The organism is Segatella copri (assembly GCF_019127135.1).
GTDB lineage: Bacteria > Bacteroidota > Bacteroidia > Bacteroidales > Bacteroidaceae > Prevotella.
Genome location: NZ_JAHOEA010000004.1, coordinates 39,118 through 57,954, shown reverse-complemented (window position 1 = coordinate 57,954; position 18,837 = coordinate 39,118). Strand labels below are relative to the sequence as shown.

The window sequence follows — 18,837 nt, the reverse complement described above, 5'->3', positions numbered from 1 at the left end:
TTATATGTATGGAATTTCTTGTAATTTTTTAGCAATATATGAACCCTTGAGCCAGAAAAACTGCGGAAGCATTCTTATGCCGTTCACACTTTCTGTTCTTGTTTTCTCTGTCGAAACATTAGCTCCTCCTCGGAAGAATACTTTATATTCGGAACACTTAGGAAAGTTTGGGGCTCCCATATAAGAACCGCTATTGTTCATACGTTTATTACCCTTTTTGTCATAAACGTATTCCCATTCCAACTCATTCCTATGAATCAGATTTCTGGAATCCTCCCAGGTACGCCGAACTTCATTCTCGATGAATTCTTCATCAAATGCAAAGCGTTTAAAACCTTCAAAAACGGTCTTGCTCGGGTCTTTACTATCATGCTCACAGAAGATAGGGCAGAGGAAGCTGTGCTCACAGAAGTAATCGTACACATCGGAATCTTCAAAGTCTGCATCTCTATCTGCCCATTCTTCAAAGTCGATGTGCTTGAGCTTCATATCCTCTGTTCTTCCACCTTGGGGCGTAATCGTGATGGTCTTCGCTATGATACCAGCTTTGTTAAAGTCTGAAATCTGATTTAACCTATTACAATCGGTTCCGAACATACGGATAACGCATTTAGCTGAAATATCCTTGACCTTAGCATCTATTCCGAGCATTTCTCTTAGCTCAGGCAGAGTCTTACCCTTATACTTTAATGTAAGTGCATGGCAACGAGCATCCAGCTGGGCGAAACTTGAAAAAGATTCTTTCAGTACGATTTCGTTCTTTGCTCTGCTTTTGTCAAAATGTCCTCGTACGATGTAATCAACAAAAGTTTGTTTCAATCTATATCGGGGCTTTTGGTAAGAGCCTGTTGCTGTACGCTTGAATCCTGGTACTAATTCTATCAGCAAGAGATTTGGACGAAGAAGGTGAGTGAAACCAACCAGTTGTTCGTTACGCTTTTCTGCATCCTGATAATCATGATAAACCTGTTGCAGGTGACTACTTACAATCTCCCAGTCATTTTGTAATTTGTCTTTTTCTTCTTGTGAGAAAGAATTGTAGCAGTAGTCAACAATAGGGAACTTAGCATAGCCGGAAGCAGGTACAACCTCGTAAGATTTATATTCATAGAAGATGATTAAAAGCCGTTCTGTTTTTTCCCAAAAATGAGATGTATCGAAGTCAGTCTGAATCGGCGGTTCAAAGGTAACATGTGTAATACTGATACCTTCCTTTGCACCTAGGTAAACATTATAAGCTTCACCAGTCTTTCCATTAGCATTCTTTTGGTCTCTTTTGGGAACACGTACTCCGGTGGTCTTAACTTCCGTAAGAACACCATCAATCTCAATATCACATTCCTGTTTGCTGTCTTTTTTGTAACCAAAAACAGATTGTTCTATTACGTCTCCAGCGATACCTGTAATCTTTTTACTTTCTAAGGTACGAGCAAACTGGTGGGATTTATCAACCTCACCAAGAGTCTTGCCCTTTGCTCCTTCAAGTAGAGTATAGACTTGTTCTTTCGTAAATTTTCTATCTTCTGATACAGCCATCTGCTAAGTTTTAAATTGTTTTCATCGGTTTATGCATATGTTGACCGAAGTCAATTTGCAAAGGTACTAAAACTTTTCATAAACTTGGCGTCTGATCACGATCTTTAACTCTAATCCTTAGAAAAATTCTGATCTTTTGATTGACATTTTTCTGTTTTCTACTAATCTTTATCTTGATGTTGGCTTCCTAGGGATGGTAAATTTATCTAATCTCTTTCGTATTCCCATCTTGCAACTTCATCATCTTTCGAAATAAAGAACTCCTCTGGTAGCTAGGCGTAATAAGTAACGGAAAAATTCCTCCTTTTTTATTTTCCTCTTTTTAATTCTAACAGGTATTATGGTAAATAGGCGTTATAAGATAAAGAAAGAGGTGAAATTTGGAGCCTGAAAATGGAACCTGTTCACCCCTTTCTGATCATTTCATTCTTTTACTTCCTTTCTGCCTGTTCTGAGATTAATTCTCATTTCAATCAAAAAGAAATATCTCAGAACAGAATCTTACATCATGCCCGTAAGCCGCTGGATGGCGATGACTGCCTGGTTGTATTCATTAATCGCATCAGCATGCTTCATCAGAACATCGATGGTTTCCTCGATGGCATTCACGTATTCTACATACGAAATTTCGCCATTTTCATATTCTATCGCACTCAACTTCGAAATCTGCGCAGAATGAGCCTGGTTGTTCTGCTCGTAATATTTCAGACGGTTGGATGCTGCCTGCAGGCGCTTCGTACAGAGACGGTAATCGCGCTCTTTTTCTGTCTGCTCCTGGCGCATTTCGATTTCAGCCAATTCGCGGTCTTTTTGGGCTGCCTTGACCTTCGCCTTCGTAGAACCATAAAATAAAGGAATGCCTACGCCAATCTCAAAACCGAAGAAATTGCCCTCGGCAAATCTCGAACGGTCTATGTTGTATGGATTCCAACTGGAAATGACACATTGGGTGCGCAAAGATAAGGATAAACTCGGAGCAAAACCTGTCTTGGCTGCCTTGATTTCCTTATCGAGAGCGATGAGTTTATCCTGCCGGTAAATGCCGTCGGCAGACTGCTGATAATTATAGGAACTGAGATTCTGGGCTGCGATGGCCGAGAGATTCTCTTCTGCCGGTTTTACGGGCTCCTGCGTGTTGAGTTGCGACATGAGGTCGATTTGCAGACGCTCGATTTCGCTCTTCACATCAGCCATTTCCAAGCGGTTTTCGTTGCATTTGCGGTCGGCTGAGAGATATTCCAGCTGGCGGCTCTCTCCAGCCTTGTAACGCATTTCTGCTATTTTGCTGTAACGTTCTAATACAGAGTCGATTCGCTGCAATATCCGGAGTCTGTGAGACTGATAAAGCATCTGATAATAGGTGTTGGCGATTTCAGCCTTCAGTTGCTGGTTGACCACATTCAAGCGGCTCTTTTCTGCCTGGGTTTCAGCCTTGAGCTGGTTGCGGCGCGAGGCGTAGACGGTAGGAAAATCGAGGCTCTGGGTGAAGGTAAAGCCGTTGTCCGATTCGCCTCCCGTGGCTGGGTTTTGCGAGAAGGAAACCTCGGTTTTATCCAGCTCCCAAGCCGTGCCTTGCATCACCTGCGCACGCTCTACCGACTTCTTTCCAGCCTGCATCTGAAGGTTCTGTCGGGCAGCCAAATCGAAACATTCCTGCAGGGTAACTTTCCTGCCCGCAATATGAGCATCAAAATGCTGGGCTCCAGCTGTGACTGGCAGCAGGAGAAGGATGGCGGCAAAGCAAGCCACCACCCTATTTTCTGTTATTTTTATTCTGTTCATTATTTTCATATCTTGAAATCTTACTTTTTCGTAAACATCTTGTAGATGGCTGGCAGAACCAGGAGCGTGAGAAGCGTGCTGGTAATGAGACCGCCAATTACAACCGTGGCAAGAGGACGCTGGACTTCTGCTCCGTCGCCATGAGATAAAGCCATCGGGAGGAAACCCATAGAAGCTACCAGAGCCGTCATCAGAACCGGACGGAGACGTATCATGCAACTGTCAATAATTCTTTTCTGAATAACAGCCGACCTATTTACGTCATCTTCCGCAGAAACCGCAGCCGTCTGCTTCTGCATCTGGTTCATCTGACCTATCAGCACGATGCCGTTGAGAACCGCCACACCAAAGAGGGCGATGAAACCTACGCCCGCCGAAATACTGAAAGGCATTCCGCGCAACCAGAGAGCCCAGACGCCACCTATCGCGGCAAGCGGAATGGCGGAGAACACGAAGAGTGATTCGCGCAGATTCCTGACCGTGGCATAGAGCAGCAGCAGAATGATGATGAGCGCTACCGGAACCACGATGAGCAGGCGCTGGGCGGCACTCTGAAGATTCTCAAACTCGCCACCATAATTATAATAGTAGCCCTCAGGCAGCTTCAGTTTCTCATCAAGAATGGACTGAATATCCTTCACGGTACTCTGCACGTCCCTACCCTTCACGTTGAAACCTACGTAAATGCGACGGGCGCCATTCTCATGAGAAACCTGAGCCGGAGCCGGTTCGTAAACCACATCAGCCAACTGGGAAAGCGGAATGCTCTCGCCACCAGCCAGCGGAATACAGAGCGACTGAAGCGACTGGAAGTTGCGTTCCTTAGGATCAAGACGCAGAACGATGTCAATTTTTTTATCGCCTTCGTAAACTGCTCCAGCCGTAGCGCCCGCAAAGGTGGTTTCAAGAATGCGGTTGATTTCGTCAACAGTTACCCCATAAGCCGCCATGCGTTCATGGTTGTATTTTACCTGAATCTGAGGCAATCCGGAAACCTCTTCAACGAAGATTCCACTCACGCCCGGCACATTCTTTATCATACGAGAAACCTTATCAGCCTGCTGGATAAGCACATCTAGATTGTCACCAAAAATCTTAATCGCCACATCCTGCTTGATGCCCGTAAGCAACTCGTTGTTACGCATCTGGATAGGCTGCGAAATCTCAGCCTCCAAGCCCGGAATCGTCTTCAGGGTTTCTTCCATCTTCTCCATCAGCTCGGCGGTAGTTTCTGCCGAAGTCCATTCGGCTTTCGGCTTGAGCGCCACCATGATGTCGGCTCTTTCTACCGGCATCGGATCGGTAGGAATCTCGGCGCTACCTATGCGGCTCACCACCTGCTTGATTTCAGGATATTCAGCCTTCAGAAGTTTCTCCGCCTTGGAGCAGCTCTCTACCATCTGCGAGAGCGACGTGCCTTGCGACATGGTCATTTCTACCGCAAAATCGCCCTCTTCCAGGCTCGGAATGAATTCTCCACCCAGAAAATGGAAGGCTACGGCACTCATGCAGAAGAGCGAAACGGCGCCGGTAATCACATCCTTATATCGCGCCAAGACCCATTCCAGAACCGGTCGGTACCAGCCCTGCAACTTCCCTATCATTCTATCGCTGAAAGTTTTATGCACATGTCCCTTCTTGCTCAGGAAGAGCGCACTTGCCATCGGAACATAGGTGAGCGAGAGGATGAAGGCACCCAGGATGGCGAAGAAAACGGTAAGCGCCATCGGACGGAACATCTTGCCCTCGATGCCCACAAGCGTCATCAGCGGAATGTAAACTATCATAATGATGATTTCGCCAAATGCCGCACTCTTGCGGATGCGCGAAGCGGAATCATGAACCTCCTCATCCATCTCTGCCTGAGAGAAACGGATGGGAGTATCGGAAGAATTTCTCGCTCTCCGCTCTATACTCTTCACGCCCAGATGGGCCACAACAGCCTCTACGATAATGACGGCAGAATCGACTATCATACCGAAATCGATGGCTCCGAGCGACATCAGATTGCCGTCGATTCCGAAGGTCTTCATCATGCCGAAAGCAAAGAGCATGCTGAGCGGAATGACACTCGCCACAACCAGTCCGGCCCGCCAGTTGCCCAGGAAAATAACCAGCACGAAGATGACGATGAGTCCGCCCTCAATCAGGTTTCGGGCGATGGTTCCCTCCACACGGTCAACCAGGTTGGTTCGGTCGATAAACGGTTCGATAACCACGCCCTCGGGCAGAGATTTCTGAATCTGCTCTATACGCTGCTTCACATTCCTGATAACCTCCTGAAAGTTTTCGCCTTTCAGCATGATGGCAATTCCGGCTACCACTTCGCCCTCGCCATTTCGGGTAACGGCTCCGAAACGGGTGGCGTGACCCAGCTGAACCTTCGCCACATCACCTATCTTAACAGGAGTGCCGTTCACGGTCTTGACGGCGATGTTCGCCACATCTTCCAGAGTCTTCACCACGCCAATGCCGCGGATGAAATACTGGTTGGAGTTTTCCTCTATGTAACTTCCGCCCGTGTTGGCGTTATTCTTTTCGAGCGCATCAAACACCTCGCTCACGGTAAGATTGCTGGCGTTGAGCTTATCCGTATTGATGGCCACTTCGTATTGCTTTACGTAGCCTCCCCAGCCGCTCACTTCCGCTACGCCCGGGGTTCCCGAGAGCTGCTTTCTCACAATCCAGTCCTGGATGGTTCGCAGCTGGGTTAGCGAATATTTGTGCTCGTAACCCTTCTCGGCGCGCACGGTATAATGGTAAATCTCGCCCAGTCCGGTAGCAATCGGTCCCATCTCGGTTTCCACATTCTTGGGCAAATCTTTCTCCACCTGGGTCAGCATCTGGCTCACCTGCGAACGTGCCCAGTAGATATCTACATCATCATCAAAGACGAGGGTGATGACCGAGAGTCCGCTTCGCGAGATGCTTCTTCGCTCCTTGAGTTCGGGGATGTTGGCAAGCGCCATTTCCACCGGAGTAGTAACGTATTGCTCCACCTCCTGCGCTCCAAGCGAAGGCGCCTGAGTGATGACCTGAACCTGATTGTCGGTAATATCTGGCGTAGAATCGAAAGGAAGATGGATGAGCGAAACGATGCCCCAGATGATAAGGGCTATCGTGAAAACTCCCACAACCAGCTTGTGGCGGATGGAGTAAGTAATCAGTTTCTGAAACATAATCTGTCTTTCTTTTAAAAGCTCTTTATTGATGAAAAAGCTTACCTTATATTAATGCTCATCTGCATGCTCGCCCGTGAGCGAAGCCAGATAATACGCGTTTTCTGTCACAATCTTCTTTCCTTCCTGCTTCAGGTGCTTGCAGAGTTTTACCTCGGTATAAGTACCGTCCGAAACGCCCGTAATGACCTCATGGCGGGAGAAACTGTACTCGCCCTTCTTTGGTTTGCCATTCAGAGCAAAGACAAACTGCTTGCCGTCGGTAGTGACGATGGCCTTGGATGGAAGGGCGATGCACGACTGGCTGCCCGTAGCTATCTTGCCGCTTACATACATTCCGTCGAAGAGTCGGGCTGAGCCGTGGACACCACTTGTTTTAAGAGACTGCGCATCAATTTTTACGTGAACAGCAACAGATTTCGAATTATCGTTAAAGTATTGGTTTAAGCCGTAAACATGACCTGCGAGTTTTACGCCCGGCTGATTGGTAAGCGAGAGATAAACCTTATCGCCCGGCTTTACCTTCTGCAGATCTTTCTCAAAAATGTTCAGATCGCACTCTACAGCCTGGTTGTTCTGAATCTTCATGAGCGGCGTCTGCATATCGGCAAAGCTGCCCAGGCTGGCTGTAATCTGCGAAACCGTACCCGCAATCGGAGCACGCAAAGGGAAGGCTGTGGTAAACTTACCCCTGGCAACGGCGGCGGTAGAAATGCCCATCTGGGCGAGCTGCTTGCCGATGCCGATGAGGTTGGCGTGGGCCACATGATACTCCTTGGCAGCCTGTTGCGCATTCTTCTTGACGCCAGCTCCTGTCCTATTCAGCAGTTTCTGTCGTTCCAGGTCGGCAAGTGCCAGTTCGCACTCCTTGCTGGCAGAATAATATTCGCGTTGCAGACTGACCACATCGGTATTTTCAACCAGAGCCACAACCTGTCCGCGCTTCACATTCTGTCCTTCCTTTACATAGATAGCCTTTACTACACCCCCCATGAGCGAAGCCACATCGCCCTTGTTCTGGGCGCGCAAAACGAGCTGACCGTTGGCTGCAATCGTAGCATCCATCACACGGTCAACCGCCTCGCCCATCTTCAAATCTACAGCATCTACCTGTTTCTGAGAGAGCGGAATGTTGTCGAAATCCACCTCTTCATGTTCATGCTCATGTCCGTGTCCGGCAGCATGAGCCTCTGCTCCGGCGTGGTTTGAGAAAAAGGTGAAACCACACCAGGCCAAGATTGCCGCAACGGCAACCACCAATATTCTTTTCATTTTTTCTTCTTTTTATTGATTAATAATTTCGGGTGCAAAAGTACGCAACTTTCCCTGCAACCCGGTTGCAAAAGCTGCATCCTGGTTGCTCTAGCTACAGAAAATCAACAAAAAAAGGAGGTCCTCGCCTACTGAAAGGCGCTTCATCTACGCAAGGAAGGCTGGCTGCAAACTGCTGCCAACGCACGCTAATGAGCGACGAGGTTGGGACAAACAAATACTCAGAAGAAAGCATGGAAAGCAGATGGTTGCCATCGAAAAGCTGTTTCTGAATGCCCTTCATAATCTTGCCGTTGGTTACGAAATGGTGCAGCTGATGCACGCGGCAACTATCGGCTTCTTTCTCATGATGCTCAGTATGCTCATCGTTGAAATTACCATCCTGCTGACAACGTTCTACAACCATACAGATACGCCCCATGTGGTGATGATGCATCACCACCGTAGAGAGCAGCACACTCATCGTGGCCACAAAGAGGCTGAACAAGTATAGTTTCTTCTTTGCCATTTTATTCTGTTTCCAAATTTTAGGATTGCTTTATTCCGTCCGCAAAATTACATTAAAAGTACGAAAGAGCCAAGTAAAACAAAGAAAATTAGCATTTTTTCTTAAAAATATTAAAACCATGTACCCTTAAAGCCCTTTGAATACGTAATATGATTAGTTTTTAGTAACTTTGCAACATAAAATTCAAAAATAGAAATGAAAAAAGTATTTTTAATCTTTCAATTACTCCTTGTAGTAATGTTGGCCCAGGCGCAGATGATGAACCCTGTGAAGTTCACCAGTTCGCTGAAAACAGACGGAAGTGCTGTGGCCGAAATCGTGTTTAGCGGAAAAATCCAACCGGGATGGCACGTCTATTCTACCGGATTGGGAGGCGACGGACCTATTTCCGCTTCGTTCAACGTAAACAAGCTTGAAGGAGCTGAACTTGTAGGAAAACTTCAGCCACGCGGCAGAGAAATAGCAAAGTTCGACCCTCTCTTCGAGATGAAACTCCGTTATTTTGAGGGAAGCGTTACCTTTGTGCAGAAGGTGAAGTTTACCCAACCTAATTATCATATTGACGCCTATCTGGAGTATGGCGCCTGCAACGACCAGAACTGTCTGCCACCAAGCGAGGCTGGTTTTAAGCAGAGTGGCAAATCGCCAGCCGTTGATGCTCCTGCAGCTGGAGCAAAAGACGCCCTGAACACGAAGGCGATTGATCCTGCTCTTGCAGCCAAGATGAAGGCCGATTCGCTGGCAAAGGTTGCAGCTCTGGCTCAGACCGACAGCGCTACTCAGCCTGTAGATTCCGCAGCTTTGGCATCAGCTATGGAAAATCTGAACGTCAAGGACTTATGGAAACCTGTCATTAAAGAACTTCAGGCATTTGGCGGAGCTAACGACATCGCCAACCATTCGCTCTTCTATATCTTCTTCATCGGTTTCGTGGGCGGTCTGCTTGCGCTCGTCATGCCTTGCATCTGGCCTATCATCCCGATGACCGTAAGTTTCTTCCTGAAGCGTGCTAAGAACGATAAGAAGAAAGGTATCCGCGATGCGATTACTTATGGTTTGAGCATCGTCGTCATCTATCTGGTTTTGGGTCTTGCCGTAACAGCCATCGCAGGTCCTAGCACCCTGAATGCGCTCAGCACAAGTGCCGTGTTCAACATCATCCTCTTCCTCCTGCTGGCAGTTTTCGCCTTCTCGTTCTTCGGTTGGTTCGAAATCAAATTGCCTGACAGTTGGGGAAATGCTGTAGACAACAAGGCTTCCAGCACCACGGGTATGATTTCTATCTTCCTGATGGCTTTCACCCTGGTATTGGTCAGCTTCTCCTGTACAGCTCCTATCATCGGTTTGCTGCTGGTTCAGACCGTTACTTCCGGCGACTGGCTCGCTCCTACCGTTGGAATGTTCGGTTTCGCGCTTGCTCTGGCGCTCCCATTCACCCTCTTCGCCCTCTTCCCATCATGGTTGAAGTCGGCTCCTAAGTCGGGTTCGTGGATGGAGACCATCAAGATTGTGCTCGGCTTTATCGAGCTTGCCTTCTCTCTGAAGTTCCTCTCTGTAGCCGATCTGGCTTACGGCTGGCACATTATGGACCGCGAGGTATTCCTCTCTCTCTGGATTGTCATCTTCGGCCTGTTGGGTCTCTATCTCATCGGCAAGCTGAAGTTCCAGGTTGATGCAATCGGCGGCGACATCAACAAGCCTATGCCTGTAGCCTGCATCATGTTGGGTCTCTGTTCTTTGGCATTCTCGGTTTACATGATTCCGGGTCTCTGGGGCGCTCCTTGTAAGGCTGTGAGCGCATTTGCTCCACCTATTAATACACAGGACTTCAACCTCAACACCAAGACCGTAGAGCCTGCTTACAAGGATTACGAGCTGGGAATGGCTGCGGCAAAGGCTGCCGGCAAACCGGTATTGCTTGATTTCACGGGTTATGGTTGTGTAAACTGCCGCAAGATGGAGGCTTCTGTCTGGACAGATCCTTCGGTTGCAGATAAGCTGACAAAGGATTATGTTCTCATCTCTCTTTATGTAGATGACAAGACTCCTCTTCCTGAGCCTATGGAGGTTACGTTTAATGGCGAGAAGCGCACCCTGCGTACCGTTGGCGACAAGTGGAGTTATCTGCAGGCAAGCAAGTTTGGAGCCAATGCTCAGCCATTCTATGTGGCTATTGACAACGATGGCAATCCTCTTGCAGCAGCCTTCAGTTTCAAAGAAGACGTTAGTGCTTATCTCGACTTCCTGAACAAGGGTCTTGATAATTACAGAAACAAATAATATGATTTGATTTAGCAAGATAGTTCATTAAGGTAAATTTTTTCAGGATTAATATTCCCCCGACAGGTATGGTTTCCAAGCCATCCTGTTGGGGGATTTTTTTTGTAAAGGCACAAACGAAAATAGGGCCTGTTTCACAACAGACCCTAAACATACTTACTAAAACTAAATTAACCACTAAAAAAACTAATATTTCTAAATTAGAAGATGAGATAATAACCTCCCATCTTGAAATCTAACCTATGACACGAAATCATCCCGATTTCTTGATTGCAAAGGTAGGGCTTTTATATGAAACTACCAAATTTTTGCCCAACTTTTTTTCTAAGAACGGGCTTTTTTATATGGATTTCACATTATTTAATTAATAAGCCCCCTACCTTCACATTTTAGAACTTATAACCAACAGTCATCAGCAACTGATGGCGCTTGTTGTCAACCTTGGTTGCAGGAGCTGCTTTCGCACCAAGTTTCTCCCAGGCTGCAAATGGATAGAAGTCACCATTCTGACAACTGTACTGGTAAGCCACATCAATAGAAAGCTTCTCGTAGTTGAAACCTACGCCGGCTGTAAATCGGTTAGTCGCCTTCCAGTTGGTGTAATCTGTAGAAGTGGCATAGATAGTTCCCTGAGAAGGGATTGTCTGGTCACGGTCTGCGCTCTCCTTGAACATCGGAGAAACGTAATTGTAACCCAGGCGGAGCGCCAACATACTAACAGGCTTGTATTCCAGACCCAGCTTCAGCGTGCTCACGCCCTGCAACGACTGCTTGGTATGGTCATTCATGAGGTCATCGCTTGAACTGGTTTCATAATATTCGTCCCAATATCCATCATAATAACCGCCATCCTTCACACGATTATCCATGTGATTGTACCACGCATACTCGTAAGTAGCACCCAGGGCAAGATTGCTGCCAATGGTGTGACCCAAGCTGATACCCGTCTTCCAAGCCGTATTCAGACGATAATCGAGACTGGAACTGTTCGTATTGCCAGCCTCAGCATAATTGCCGTTATCGTCCGTTATGTTCTCGTCAACGAGTTCCAGGTCAGCTGTTCCATCCATCGACAAATCATAAAATACTGGCGAATTGACATAAGCACCAATACGGAAAGGAGAATCTTCTACCGGACGGAAGATAATACCCAGTTTTGCATCATAACCCGTACCCGTGATACGCTGGCTTTCCCAAGCTGTTCCGTAAGCCTCCTTATCTGCCACATAATTCTCTGTATAAACAGAATTGCTGCGGTAATGAACATCATGAATGCCCAAGGTGAAACCCAACCATACGCGGTCGTTGAAACCCACGCTAATATTGAAATCATATTCGCCTATGTAGCCCTTCTGATACTGGCCAAAGAGGAATGAACGGCCATCGTAGGTCATCTGGTTTCCATCCTCGTCTTTACCCATCAACGCATTATAGTTGGCGTCTACAGCATTCCAAATCTGATCACCTGCATCTTTACCATGTTTCTCTTCCAATTCTTTAGCGTAAGCCGTCTTGGCAGAAGCCCATTTGGTTTGAGATGCTCCGTTGAGATAATTGGCTGCAGAAAGAATCTGAGAGAAATTCGTGCTCTTATGATAGTTGAAACCGAAGTTGAGCTTTACATTCGAATCGCCATTTGTAGCAGCCCAAACGAAACCAATCTGGTCGAAACTAGGAACCGATTTCTTTCCGTCGAAACCGAGGCGTGTATTATCAAAGTTGAGTTCCGTATCTGCTCCAGGCTGAGCCACAACGCCAGCAGAGAAACTTGCCATGCTCTTTCTGAACAGACCCAAACCGGCAGGGTTGCTGGAAATGGTAGAAATATCTGCGCCCAGGGCTTCCATAGCTCCACCCATACCTACATAGCGTGCAGTACCCGTGAGGGAATTTTCTGCAAACTTAGTATCCTGATAAGTTTCCTGAGCCAACATTGGGGCTGACATGAGTCCCAATGAAGCCAGGAATAAATATTTTAAATTCTTCATAATCTCTTAATTCTTTACCTAATTCTTAAGGTCTTCATTCCCAGAACAAAGCCCAAGCTATTAACTATTAACTTCAGAACTTTCGCAAGTTTTGTTCCATACGCCCTGAAAGGGCAGAAGCCCCTAGCCCAGGGCATCGCCCTGGGTAATTACGGACGCAAAACTGTCGCCCTGTAAGGGCAAAAGCTTTAAAACTCCAGACAAAACATAAAGCTTTTGCCCTTACAGGGCGCCTTGCTGATTGCCATTATACCCAGGGCGATGCCCTGGGCTAGGAGCTTTTGGGCCTTCAGCCCGTTCTTGAACCACATGCGAAAGTTCAGTAAACTATTAACTATAAACTTTAAAAGCGGCTATCTTCTTCCGCCAAAGCCGCCGCCACCTGAGCGACTGCCGCCTCCGAAGCTACCGCCTCCTCCGCCAAAGCTTCCGCCACCGGAATGCGATCCGCCTCCGAAACTGGCTCCACTACGGTTTCCGAAACCGCCAAAGTTGCTGCGGTCGAAGTTGTTGGTATTATTATTGTTGCGAACGCTATTGTAACGGCCATTATCGTTGATACGACCACCGAAATTGCGGTTTCTGTTGCTTCGGTAGGTACTGTTGCCAGCATAGCCTTTATCGCCATTATAGCGGTAAGTTCTGCTTCCTGCATAACCGCCCGAATTGCGACCGCCATAGCTAACATGCCCAATTACCGGACCACCCCAATACCAAGGATTGTAGTAGCCGCCCCAGCCATAATACCAAGGGTCGTACCAGCCACCATACCATCCGCAGTAACCATAATACCATGGATCGTACCAAGGGTCAAACCAAGGATCATACCAGCCGGCATAATAGCCGTAGCGCCAAGGATTGTGCCAGCCCCACATGCGGCTGCGCCAATAGTAAGGACCGTAGCCATAATAATCGTAGAACCACGGATCATAGAATCCATCCCAGCGGCTCATCTCTCGTGTGCGTACAAAATCCTCATCCCTGTCAGCATACTTCTGAGCGAAGTAAGCATCATCATAAATGCTGTCGGGCGCCACACCCTTGCCCACATGGAACATAATGATGTCGTTGCCCAGGGAATCTTTCCCTACATTCTCATAATGGCTGAAGATTCTTCCGCCGCGATTGTATTCATCTACCGAACGGTCGCTTCCGCTCCAATTCAAGCGGTAAATACTATCTCTACGGGCCCTTTGCTCAGCATACTGGCGCTGGAGCAGAGCCCGTCTTTCAGCCTTTTCCCTGGCCTCCTTCTTCGGATTGAAGTAGAGGTCATCGTCCTGTGCCATCGACGTGAATGGCATCGCAGCTGCGATAAGGACTGCAAGAAGATACTTTTTTTTCATATTTCTGTTCTCCTATTTATTTTTTCTCCATTTTTTCTCTTTCCAGACCATCATAAACCATCAGAAAAAATACTCCAGAAAGAGTCCTTTTCTGATGATATAATAATCCAGATGCAAAAATATTGCTTATCTTTATGCAAAAATACAGAATTTCCCTAAATTATTGTAGGTTTTCCCCTATTTTTTTATAATTTTGCAGAAGATTTAAAACAAATCTAGCTTTTTTGAACATTCGAAGGCGTTTTTAGACAAGAAATTAATACAAATTAAATATGAAATATTTAGTAGCAACATTCACTATTGAAACGACTGCCGACTTGATGCAGGCCTGTCAGGATCTGCTTGCTGATGGTGCAGCCGAAGCCGGATTCGAATCTTTTGAGGAAACAGAAACCGGACTGGAAGCGTATGTGCAGAAAGACCTCTTCGACAAGGAGGTGCTGGATGCCTATATTGCTGATTTCCCTATCGAGGATACGAAAATTACCTACGAGGTGAAAGATGCAGAAGATAAGGACTGGAACCAGGAATGGGAAGAACAGGGATTCGAACCAATTTATGTGGACAATCAGGTGGTGATTTACGATGCGAAACATCCCGAACTCTATCCCGATACGAGCAACAGACCCAACATGATTGAAATAGGTATTGAGGCGAAACTGGCGTTCGGAACCGGAAACCACGAAACCACACGCATGATTATTTCACAGCTGCTCAAAATGCCTATCAGAACCAAGCGCATCCTGGATTGCGGAACGGGTACGGGAATACTTGCCCTCACCTGCTCCAAACTGGGCGCTAAAGACGTGGTAGGCTACGATATAGACGAGTGGAGCGTGGAAAATGCCAAGCATAATGCCGTGCTGAACGGCGTAACAAACATGGAAGTACTCTTTGGCAACAGTCAGGTAATCAACCACATCAGCGGCGTTTTCGACCTGGTTCTTGCCAACATCAACCGCAACATTCTGCTCAACGACATGCGTGCTTTCCGTAGCGTGATGAACATCAGCGGAACTCTGGTTCTGAGCGGCTTCTACGAAGAAGACATTCCTGTACTCCTGGAGAAAGCAGAAGAACTGGGAATGCATGAAATAAACAGACAGATTGACAACAATTGGGCCTGCCTTGTTTTAGGTTCATAAAGATTCTTTTCTGATTCAAAAAGATTCAATACGAAAAAAAAATCAGAAATATCAGATAAAAAACATACGAATAAAGGTTGAACTTTCGCAAATTGCCAAAAGTCCAACCTTTATTCCATGAATTTCTTTTCATTATTATTACTTCCTATACAGAGCTGCTTGAGCTCATAATAACTGCCGTTGTAAATATTGAAATCTACGTAGCCTTTAATGCCCGGCAACTTGCCCACATCCGTATGCTGCCAGAACTTCCATTTACCCTTATACTGAACCTTGTCAACATAATAGTGGGCAATCCAGTAAGGATAATCATCAAAGACAGGCGCACTCAGATATTGCTCCTTGAATTTATAATAGGTGTAGATGATAGGTTTAGCATGATACTTATCCTCTACAATATGCAGCCAGGTAAGCACATCACGCTGGAAATCCTCCACACTCTTATCTGCCGGCTTATGTTCTATATCCAGAACCGGAGGCAAATCGCCATCCGTAAGATGCACCTGGTCTAGGAAATAATAAGCCTGTTCGCGGGCTGTCGACTTATTGCTCCAGAAATGATAAACACCCCGGATGAAGCCGAAATCGCGAGCCTGATTAAAGTTCTCGCGGAAATTTTCATCGAGCCGTGAAGAACCTTCCGTACTCTTGATAATGACGAAACGCACAGGACACCCCTTGATCATCGCATTCTTGAGCTGCTCCCAGTCTATCTTGCCCTGATAATGGGAAATATCGATTCCATGAATCTCGTAACCTTCGGGATATTCAGCATCGCCATAAAGCGCACGCCAGCGGAAACCAGTTGGACCCACAAAGAAATGATAGAACAGAAAGACATAGAGCACGATAACCGCCGTTCCGCCTATCCACCACGCCCAACGGGGATAGCGTTGCAAAAAAGAAGACGAACGCCTTCTACCACGGGAGCCGCCACGCCGAGGAGTTTTCTTTCTCGCCATGGCACTCTTTTTCTGTGAAGAAGCCGTTCGTCTTGTTGACATATAAAAAAATATTTATTCTATTTTTTACTTAGCCTGCTCCAACTGGAGAGTCTTTGTGGTCTGGTCGCAAACCTCAGAAGGACCCCAGTACTGGATAGGACCTGGATAAACGTAAGCTGTTTCCTTAGCCCACTCATCGCGCTTAGAAGCGAAGAACTTGAATGGAGCGCCATCCAGCTCAACGAGAGCCTTGCGGATAACAGGCTTGTTAGCACCATTACGACGCTCGATGTTCATCATCATAGTGATTGGCACACCACCTGCAATCCACTCTGCTGCAGGAGCTGTTGTGTTCTTGATGATTGACATGTAACCGGTCTTGCCGTTAGCGATGAGGCGTGAAGCGTTGAAACCGAGTGAGTAGCAGTAGTCAGCATCGTAGTTAGAAGGAGCTGCGCAACGTCCCTCGTAACCGAAGAAGTGGTGCTGTGCAGAGAACTTACCAACGAACTTGCCTTCCTTCTTCCATGCAGCCAACTTCTCAGCTACCATGCGAGAAAGCAACTTCTCTGTCTCGATGAGAGAAACCTGTACGTTTCCGTGAGGGTCGCGGTCGAGGCAAAGCTGGCGAGCTACGTCTGCTGGCAAAGACTCCAATACAGCGAGGTTGTCCTTAGCGATGGCACCCTTAACGAATGCAATCTGCTCCTCAGCACTTGCAAACTCACGGCTCTCGCCTGTTGCAGGGTCTGTAAGAACCTCGTTCAATTCTGCGATGAGCTTCTTGATAGCTGGGATAAACTCGATCAGGCCCTCTGGAATGAGAACAGTACCGAAGTTGTTGCCCTCAGCAGCACGGTTAGCTACTGCAGTTGCAATATAAGTAACAACATCATCGAGTGACATTTCCTTAGCCTCTACCTCCTCAGAAATCAAGCAGATGTTTGGCTGAGTCTGGAGAGCGCACTCAAGAGCGATGTGAGATGCTGAACGACCCATCAACTTGATGAAGTGCCAGTACTTACGTGCTGAGTTACAGTCGCGCTCGATGTTACCGATGAGCTCAGAATATGTCTTGCAGGCTGTATCGAAACCGAAAGAAGTCTCAATCTGCTCGTTCTTCAAGTCGCCGTCGATAGTCTTAGGGCAACCGATTACCTGTACGCCATACTTCTTAGCAGCATAGTATTCTGCGAGAACGCAAGCGTTGGTATTTGAGTCGTCACCACCGATGATGACAAGTGCCTTAATGCCGAGTTCACGAAGAATCTCAATACCCTTCTCAAACTGGTCTTCCTTCTCAAGCTTGGTACGGCCAGAACCGATGATATCGAAACCACCTGTGTTGCGGTATTCGTCCATGAGTTCAGAAGTAATCTCCATGTACTTATGGTCAACAAGACCACCAGGACCGAGGATGAAACCATAGAGCTTGTTAGCTGGGTTAAGAGACTTCACACCGTCGAAGAGACCAGAAATCACGTTGTGACCACCAGGAGCCTGACCACCTGAGAGGATAACACCTACGTTGAAAGCAGGAAGTTCCTTAGCCTCACCTGCCTCGAATGTAATAACAGGCATTCCATAAGTGTTAGGGAACAACGCCTTGATTTCATCCTGATTACCTACTGACTGTGTTGCTGCACCTTCAACTGCCTTTACTGGGCCCTGGAGAGCCTTAGGCAATTTTGGCTGATAAGCAGCTCTTGCAATCTGCAATGCACTTTTTTCCATAATTCGTTTTTATTTTAATTAGTTGAAACTTCAAAAACATCTGCAAAAATAACTCTTTTCTGCGAAATACGGAAAGAAAAATGCTAAAAATGCGTTAATAGATACATTTTTTCCCAAAAAATGATGTTATTTCAAAGAAAATGATTATCTTTGAGCGATATTTTTAATTAATCATTAATTAGGAGAAAAGAATTATGGCTAATAAAAGAGATTTAAAGCGCACGATCAACTACATTACAAGCGAACTTTTCGCCGAAACAGTAGCTGCATCTTTGTATAATGGTAAGCCAACACAGGAAGATGTGGATGGCATTCTTTCAGCTATCGTCATGATCAACGGCGATTACATCAGCCGCGTGTCTCATCCGGAACCTGGAATCACGAAGGGTGAATATTATAAAAAGCTCATAAGCGACTTCAACAAGCAGATGAGCGAAATCATCGACCAGATTTCAAACTTGGCATAATCCTATTATCATCAGAATCAGAAAATACACCTATTTATATATATGGTAAAAGGAATTTGTCAATGGATATTGTATAAGCGCTTGGGCTATAAGAAAATCATCACCCAGGAACTTCCTGAAAAGTATATCATCTGCATGGCTCCGCACACAAGCAACTGGGATTTGATCCTGGGCCAGCTCTTTGCCCATGCTGAGGGAATCAAATGTAATTTCCTCATGAAAAAGGAATGGTTCTTCTGGCCACTAGGTCCTATCTTCAGAAAGATGGGAGGTATTCCTGTGTGGAGAAGCAAACATACTAGCATGACGGATAATCTGGCTGCTGAAGCGGATAAACGGAAGTCGTTCGGACTGTGCATTACGCCCGAAGGTACCCGCTCGCTCAACCCGGAATGGAAAAAGGGATTCTATTTCATCGCCCTCAAGGCGCATCTGCCTATCCATCTCTATGGGCTTGACTACCAGAAAAAGGTCATCCAATGCACCAAGCAGATTATCCCATCAGGAGATGTTGACAAAGACATGCGTGAAATCAAGTTGTACTTCAAGGATTTCAAAGGAAAGAAACCGGAGAAGTTCACGATTGGAAATATTGATTAAACGTTAGCTGATAACGGTTTAATCATCTATTTAAGAAGGAGTATTCGTAAAGTGAA

At 46.5% G+C, this 18,837-nt stretch carries 13 protein-coding genes; 4 read left to right on the top strand and 9 right to left on the bottom strand.

Annotated elements, in window-relative coordinates; all coding sequences use genetic code 11:
• The 5 genes from KSW37_RS02020 to KSW37_RS02000 all read right to left on the bottom strand — a co-directional run bounded on the left by KSW37_RS02020 (position 1) and on the right by KSW37_RS02000 (position 8,277).
• On the bottom strand, positions 1 to 1,536 hold the full coding sequence (locus KSW37_RS02020; protein ID WP_217313936.1) for a MutH/Sau3AI family endonuclease: 1,536 nt from the start codon (positions 1,534 to 1,536) through the stop codon (positions 1 to 3).
• Positions 1,537 to 2,037: 501 nt separating this feature from the next.
• Complete coding sequence (locus KSW37_RS02015; RefSeq protein ID WP_217313935.1) at positions 2,038 to 3,318, bottom strand: TolC family protein; 1,281 nt, start codon at positions 3,316 to 3,318, stop codon at positions 2,038 to 2,040.
• 20 nt (positions 3,319 to 3,338) lie between these two features.
• Positions 3,339 to 6,497 carry an efflux RND transporter permease subunit gene (locus tag KSW37_RS02010; RefSeq protein WP_217313934.1) on the bottom strand — a complete coding sequence of 1,053 codons (3,159 nt, stop codon included), beginning with the start codon at positions 6,495 to 6,497 and terminating at the stop codon, positions 3,339 to 3,341.
• Between the two features lie 51 nt (positions 6,498 to 6,548).
• Positions 6,549 to 7,769 (bottom strand): efflux RND transporter periplasmic adaptor subunit, encoded by a 1,221-nt coding sequence (locus tag KSW37_RS02005; RefSeq protein ID WP_217313933.1) that lies wholly within the window; start codon positions 7,767 to 7,769, stop codon positions 6,549 to 6,551.
• A 94-nt stretch (positions 7,770 to 7,863) separates the two neighbouring features.
• Positions 7,864 to 8,277, bottom strand: a complete 414-nt coding sequence (locus KSW37_RS02000; protein WP_217313932.1) for a hypothetical protein — start codon at positions 8,275 to 8,277, stop codon at positions 7,864 to 7,866.
• Between the two features lie 195 nt (positions 8,278 to 8,472).
• Between KSW37_RS02000 and KSW37_RS01995 the strand changes: the two genes are divergently transcribed.
• Positions 8,473 to 10,557 carry a protein-disulfide reductase DsbD family protein gene (locus KSW37_RS01995; RefSeq protein ID WP_217313931.1) on the top strand — a complete coding sequence of 695 codons (2,085 nt, stop codon included), beginning with the start codon at positions 8,473 to 8,475 and terminating at the stop codon, positions 10,555 to 10,557.
• Positions 10,558 to 10,946: 389 nt separating this feature from the next.
• Here KSW37_RS01995 and KSW37_RS01990 read toward each other — a convergent pair whose 3' ends face one another.
• A complete protein-coding gene (locus KSW37_RS01990; protein WP_217313930.1) occupies positions 10,947 to 12,545 on the bottom strand; it encodes an OmpP1/FadL family transporter in 1,599 nt (532 codons plus the stop codon).
• 353 nt (positions 12,546 to 12,898) lie between these two features.
• Positions 12,899 to 13,891 carry a hypothetical protein gene (locus KSW37_RS01985; RefSeq protein WP_217314335.1) on the bottom strand — a complete coding sequence of 331 codons (993 nt, stop codon included), beginning with the start codon at positions 13,889 to 13,891 and terminating at the stop codon, positions 12,899 to 12,901.
• A gap of 272 nt (positions 13,892 to 14,163) precedes the next feature.
• Here KSW37_RS01985 and prmA point away from each other — a divergent pair, with 272 nt between their 5' ends.
• Positions 14,164 to 15,036 (top strand): 50S ribosomal protein L11 methyltransferase, encoded by an 873-nt coding sequence (gene prmA / locus KSW37_RS01980; RefSeq protein WP_217314334.1) that lies wholly within the window; start codon positions 14,164 to 14,166, stop codon positions 15,034 to 15,036.
• Positions 15,037 to 15,146: 110 nt separating this feature from the next.
• Here prmA and KSW37_RS01975 read toward each other — a convergent pair whose 3' ends face one another.
• A complete protein-coding gene (locus tag KSW37_RS01975) occupies positions 15,147 to 15,998 on the bottom strand; it encodes a glycoside hydrolase family 25 protein (protein ID WP_217314337.1) in 852 nt (283 codons plus the stop codon).
• A 66-nt stretch (positions 15,999 to 16,064) separates the two neighbouring features.
• Positions 16,065 to 17,714: a diphosphate--fructose-6-phosphate 1-phosphotransferase gene (locus tag KSW37_RS01970; protein WP_153082063.1), complete on the bottom strand. Its 1,650-nt coding sequence runs from the start codon at positions 17,712 to 17,714 to the stop codon at positions 16,065 to 16,067.
• A 194-nt stretch (positions 17,715 to 17,908) separates the two neighbouring features.
• Between KSW37_RS01970 and KSW37_RS01965 the strand changes: the two genes are divergently transcribed.
• Both KSW37_RS01965 and KSW37_RS01960 read left to right on the top strand, forming a co-directional pair.
• Positions 17,909 to 18,181 carry a hypothetical protein gene (locus tag KSW37_RS01965; protein ID WP_217314333.1) on the top strand — a complete coding sequence of 91 codons (273 nt, stop codon included), beginning with the start codon at positions 17,909 to 17,911 and terminating at the stop codon, positions 18,179 to 18,181.
• Between the two features lie 42 nt (positions 18,182 to 18,223).
• Positions 18,224 to 18,781, top strand: coding sequence for a 1-acyl-sn-glycerol-3-phosphate acyltransferase (locus tag KSW37_RS01960; protein WP_217314332.1), 558 nt, complete (start codon positions 18,224 to 18,226; stop codon positions 18,779 to 18,781).
• The last annotated feature ends 56 nt before the right edge of the window (positions 18,782 to 18,837 follow it).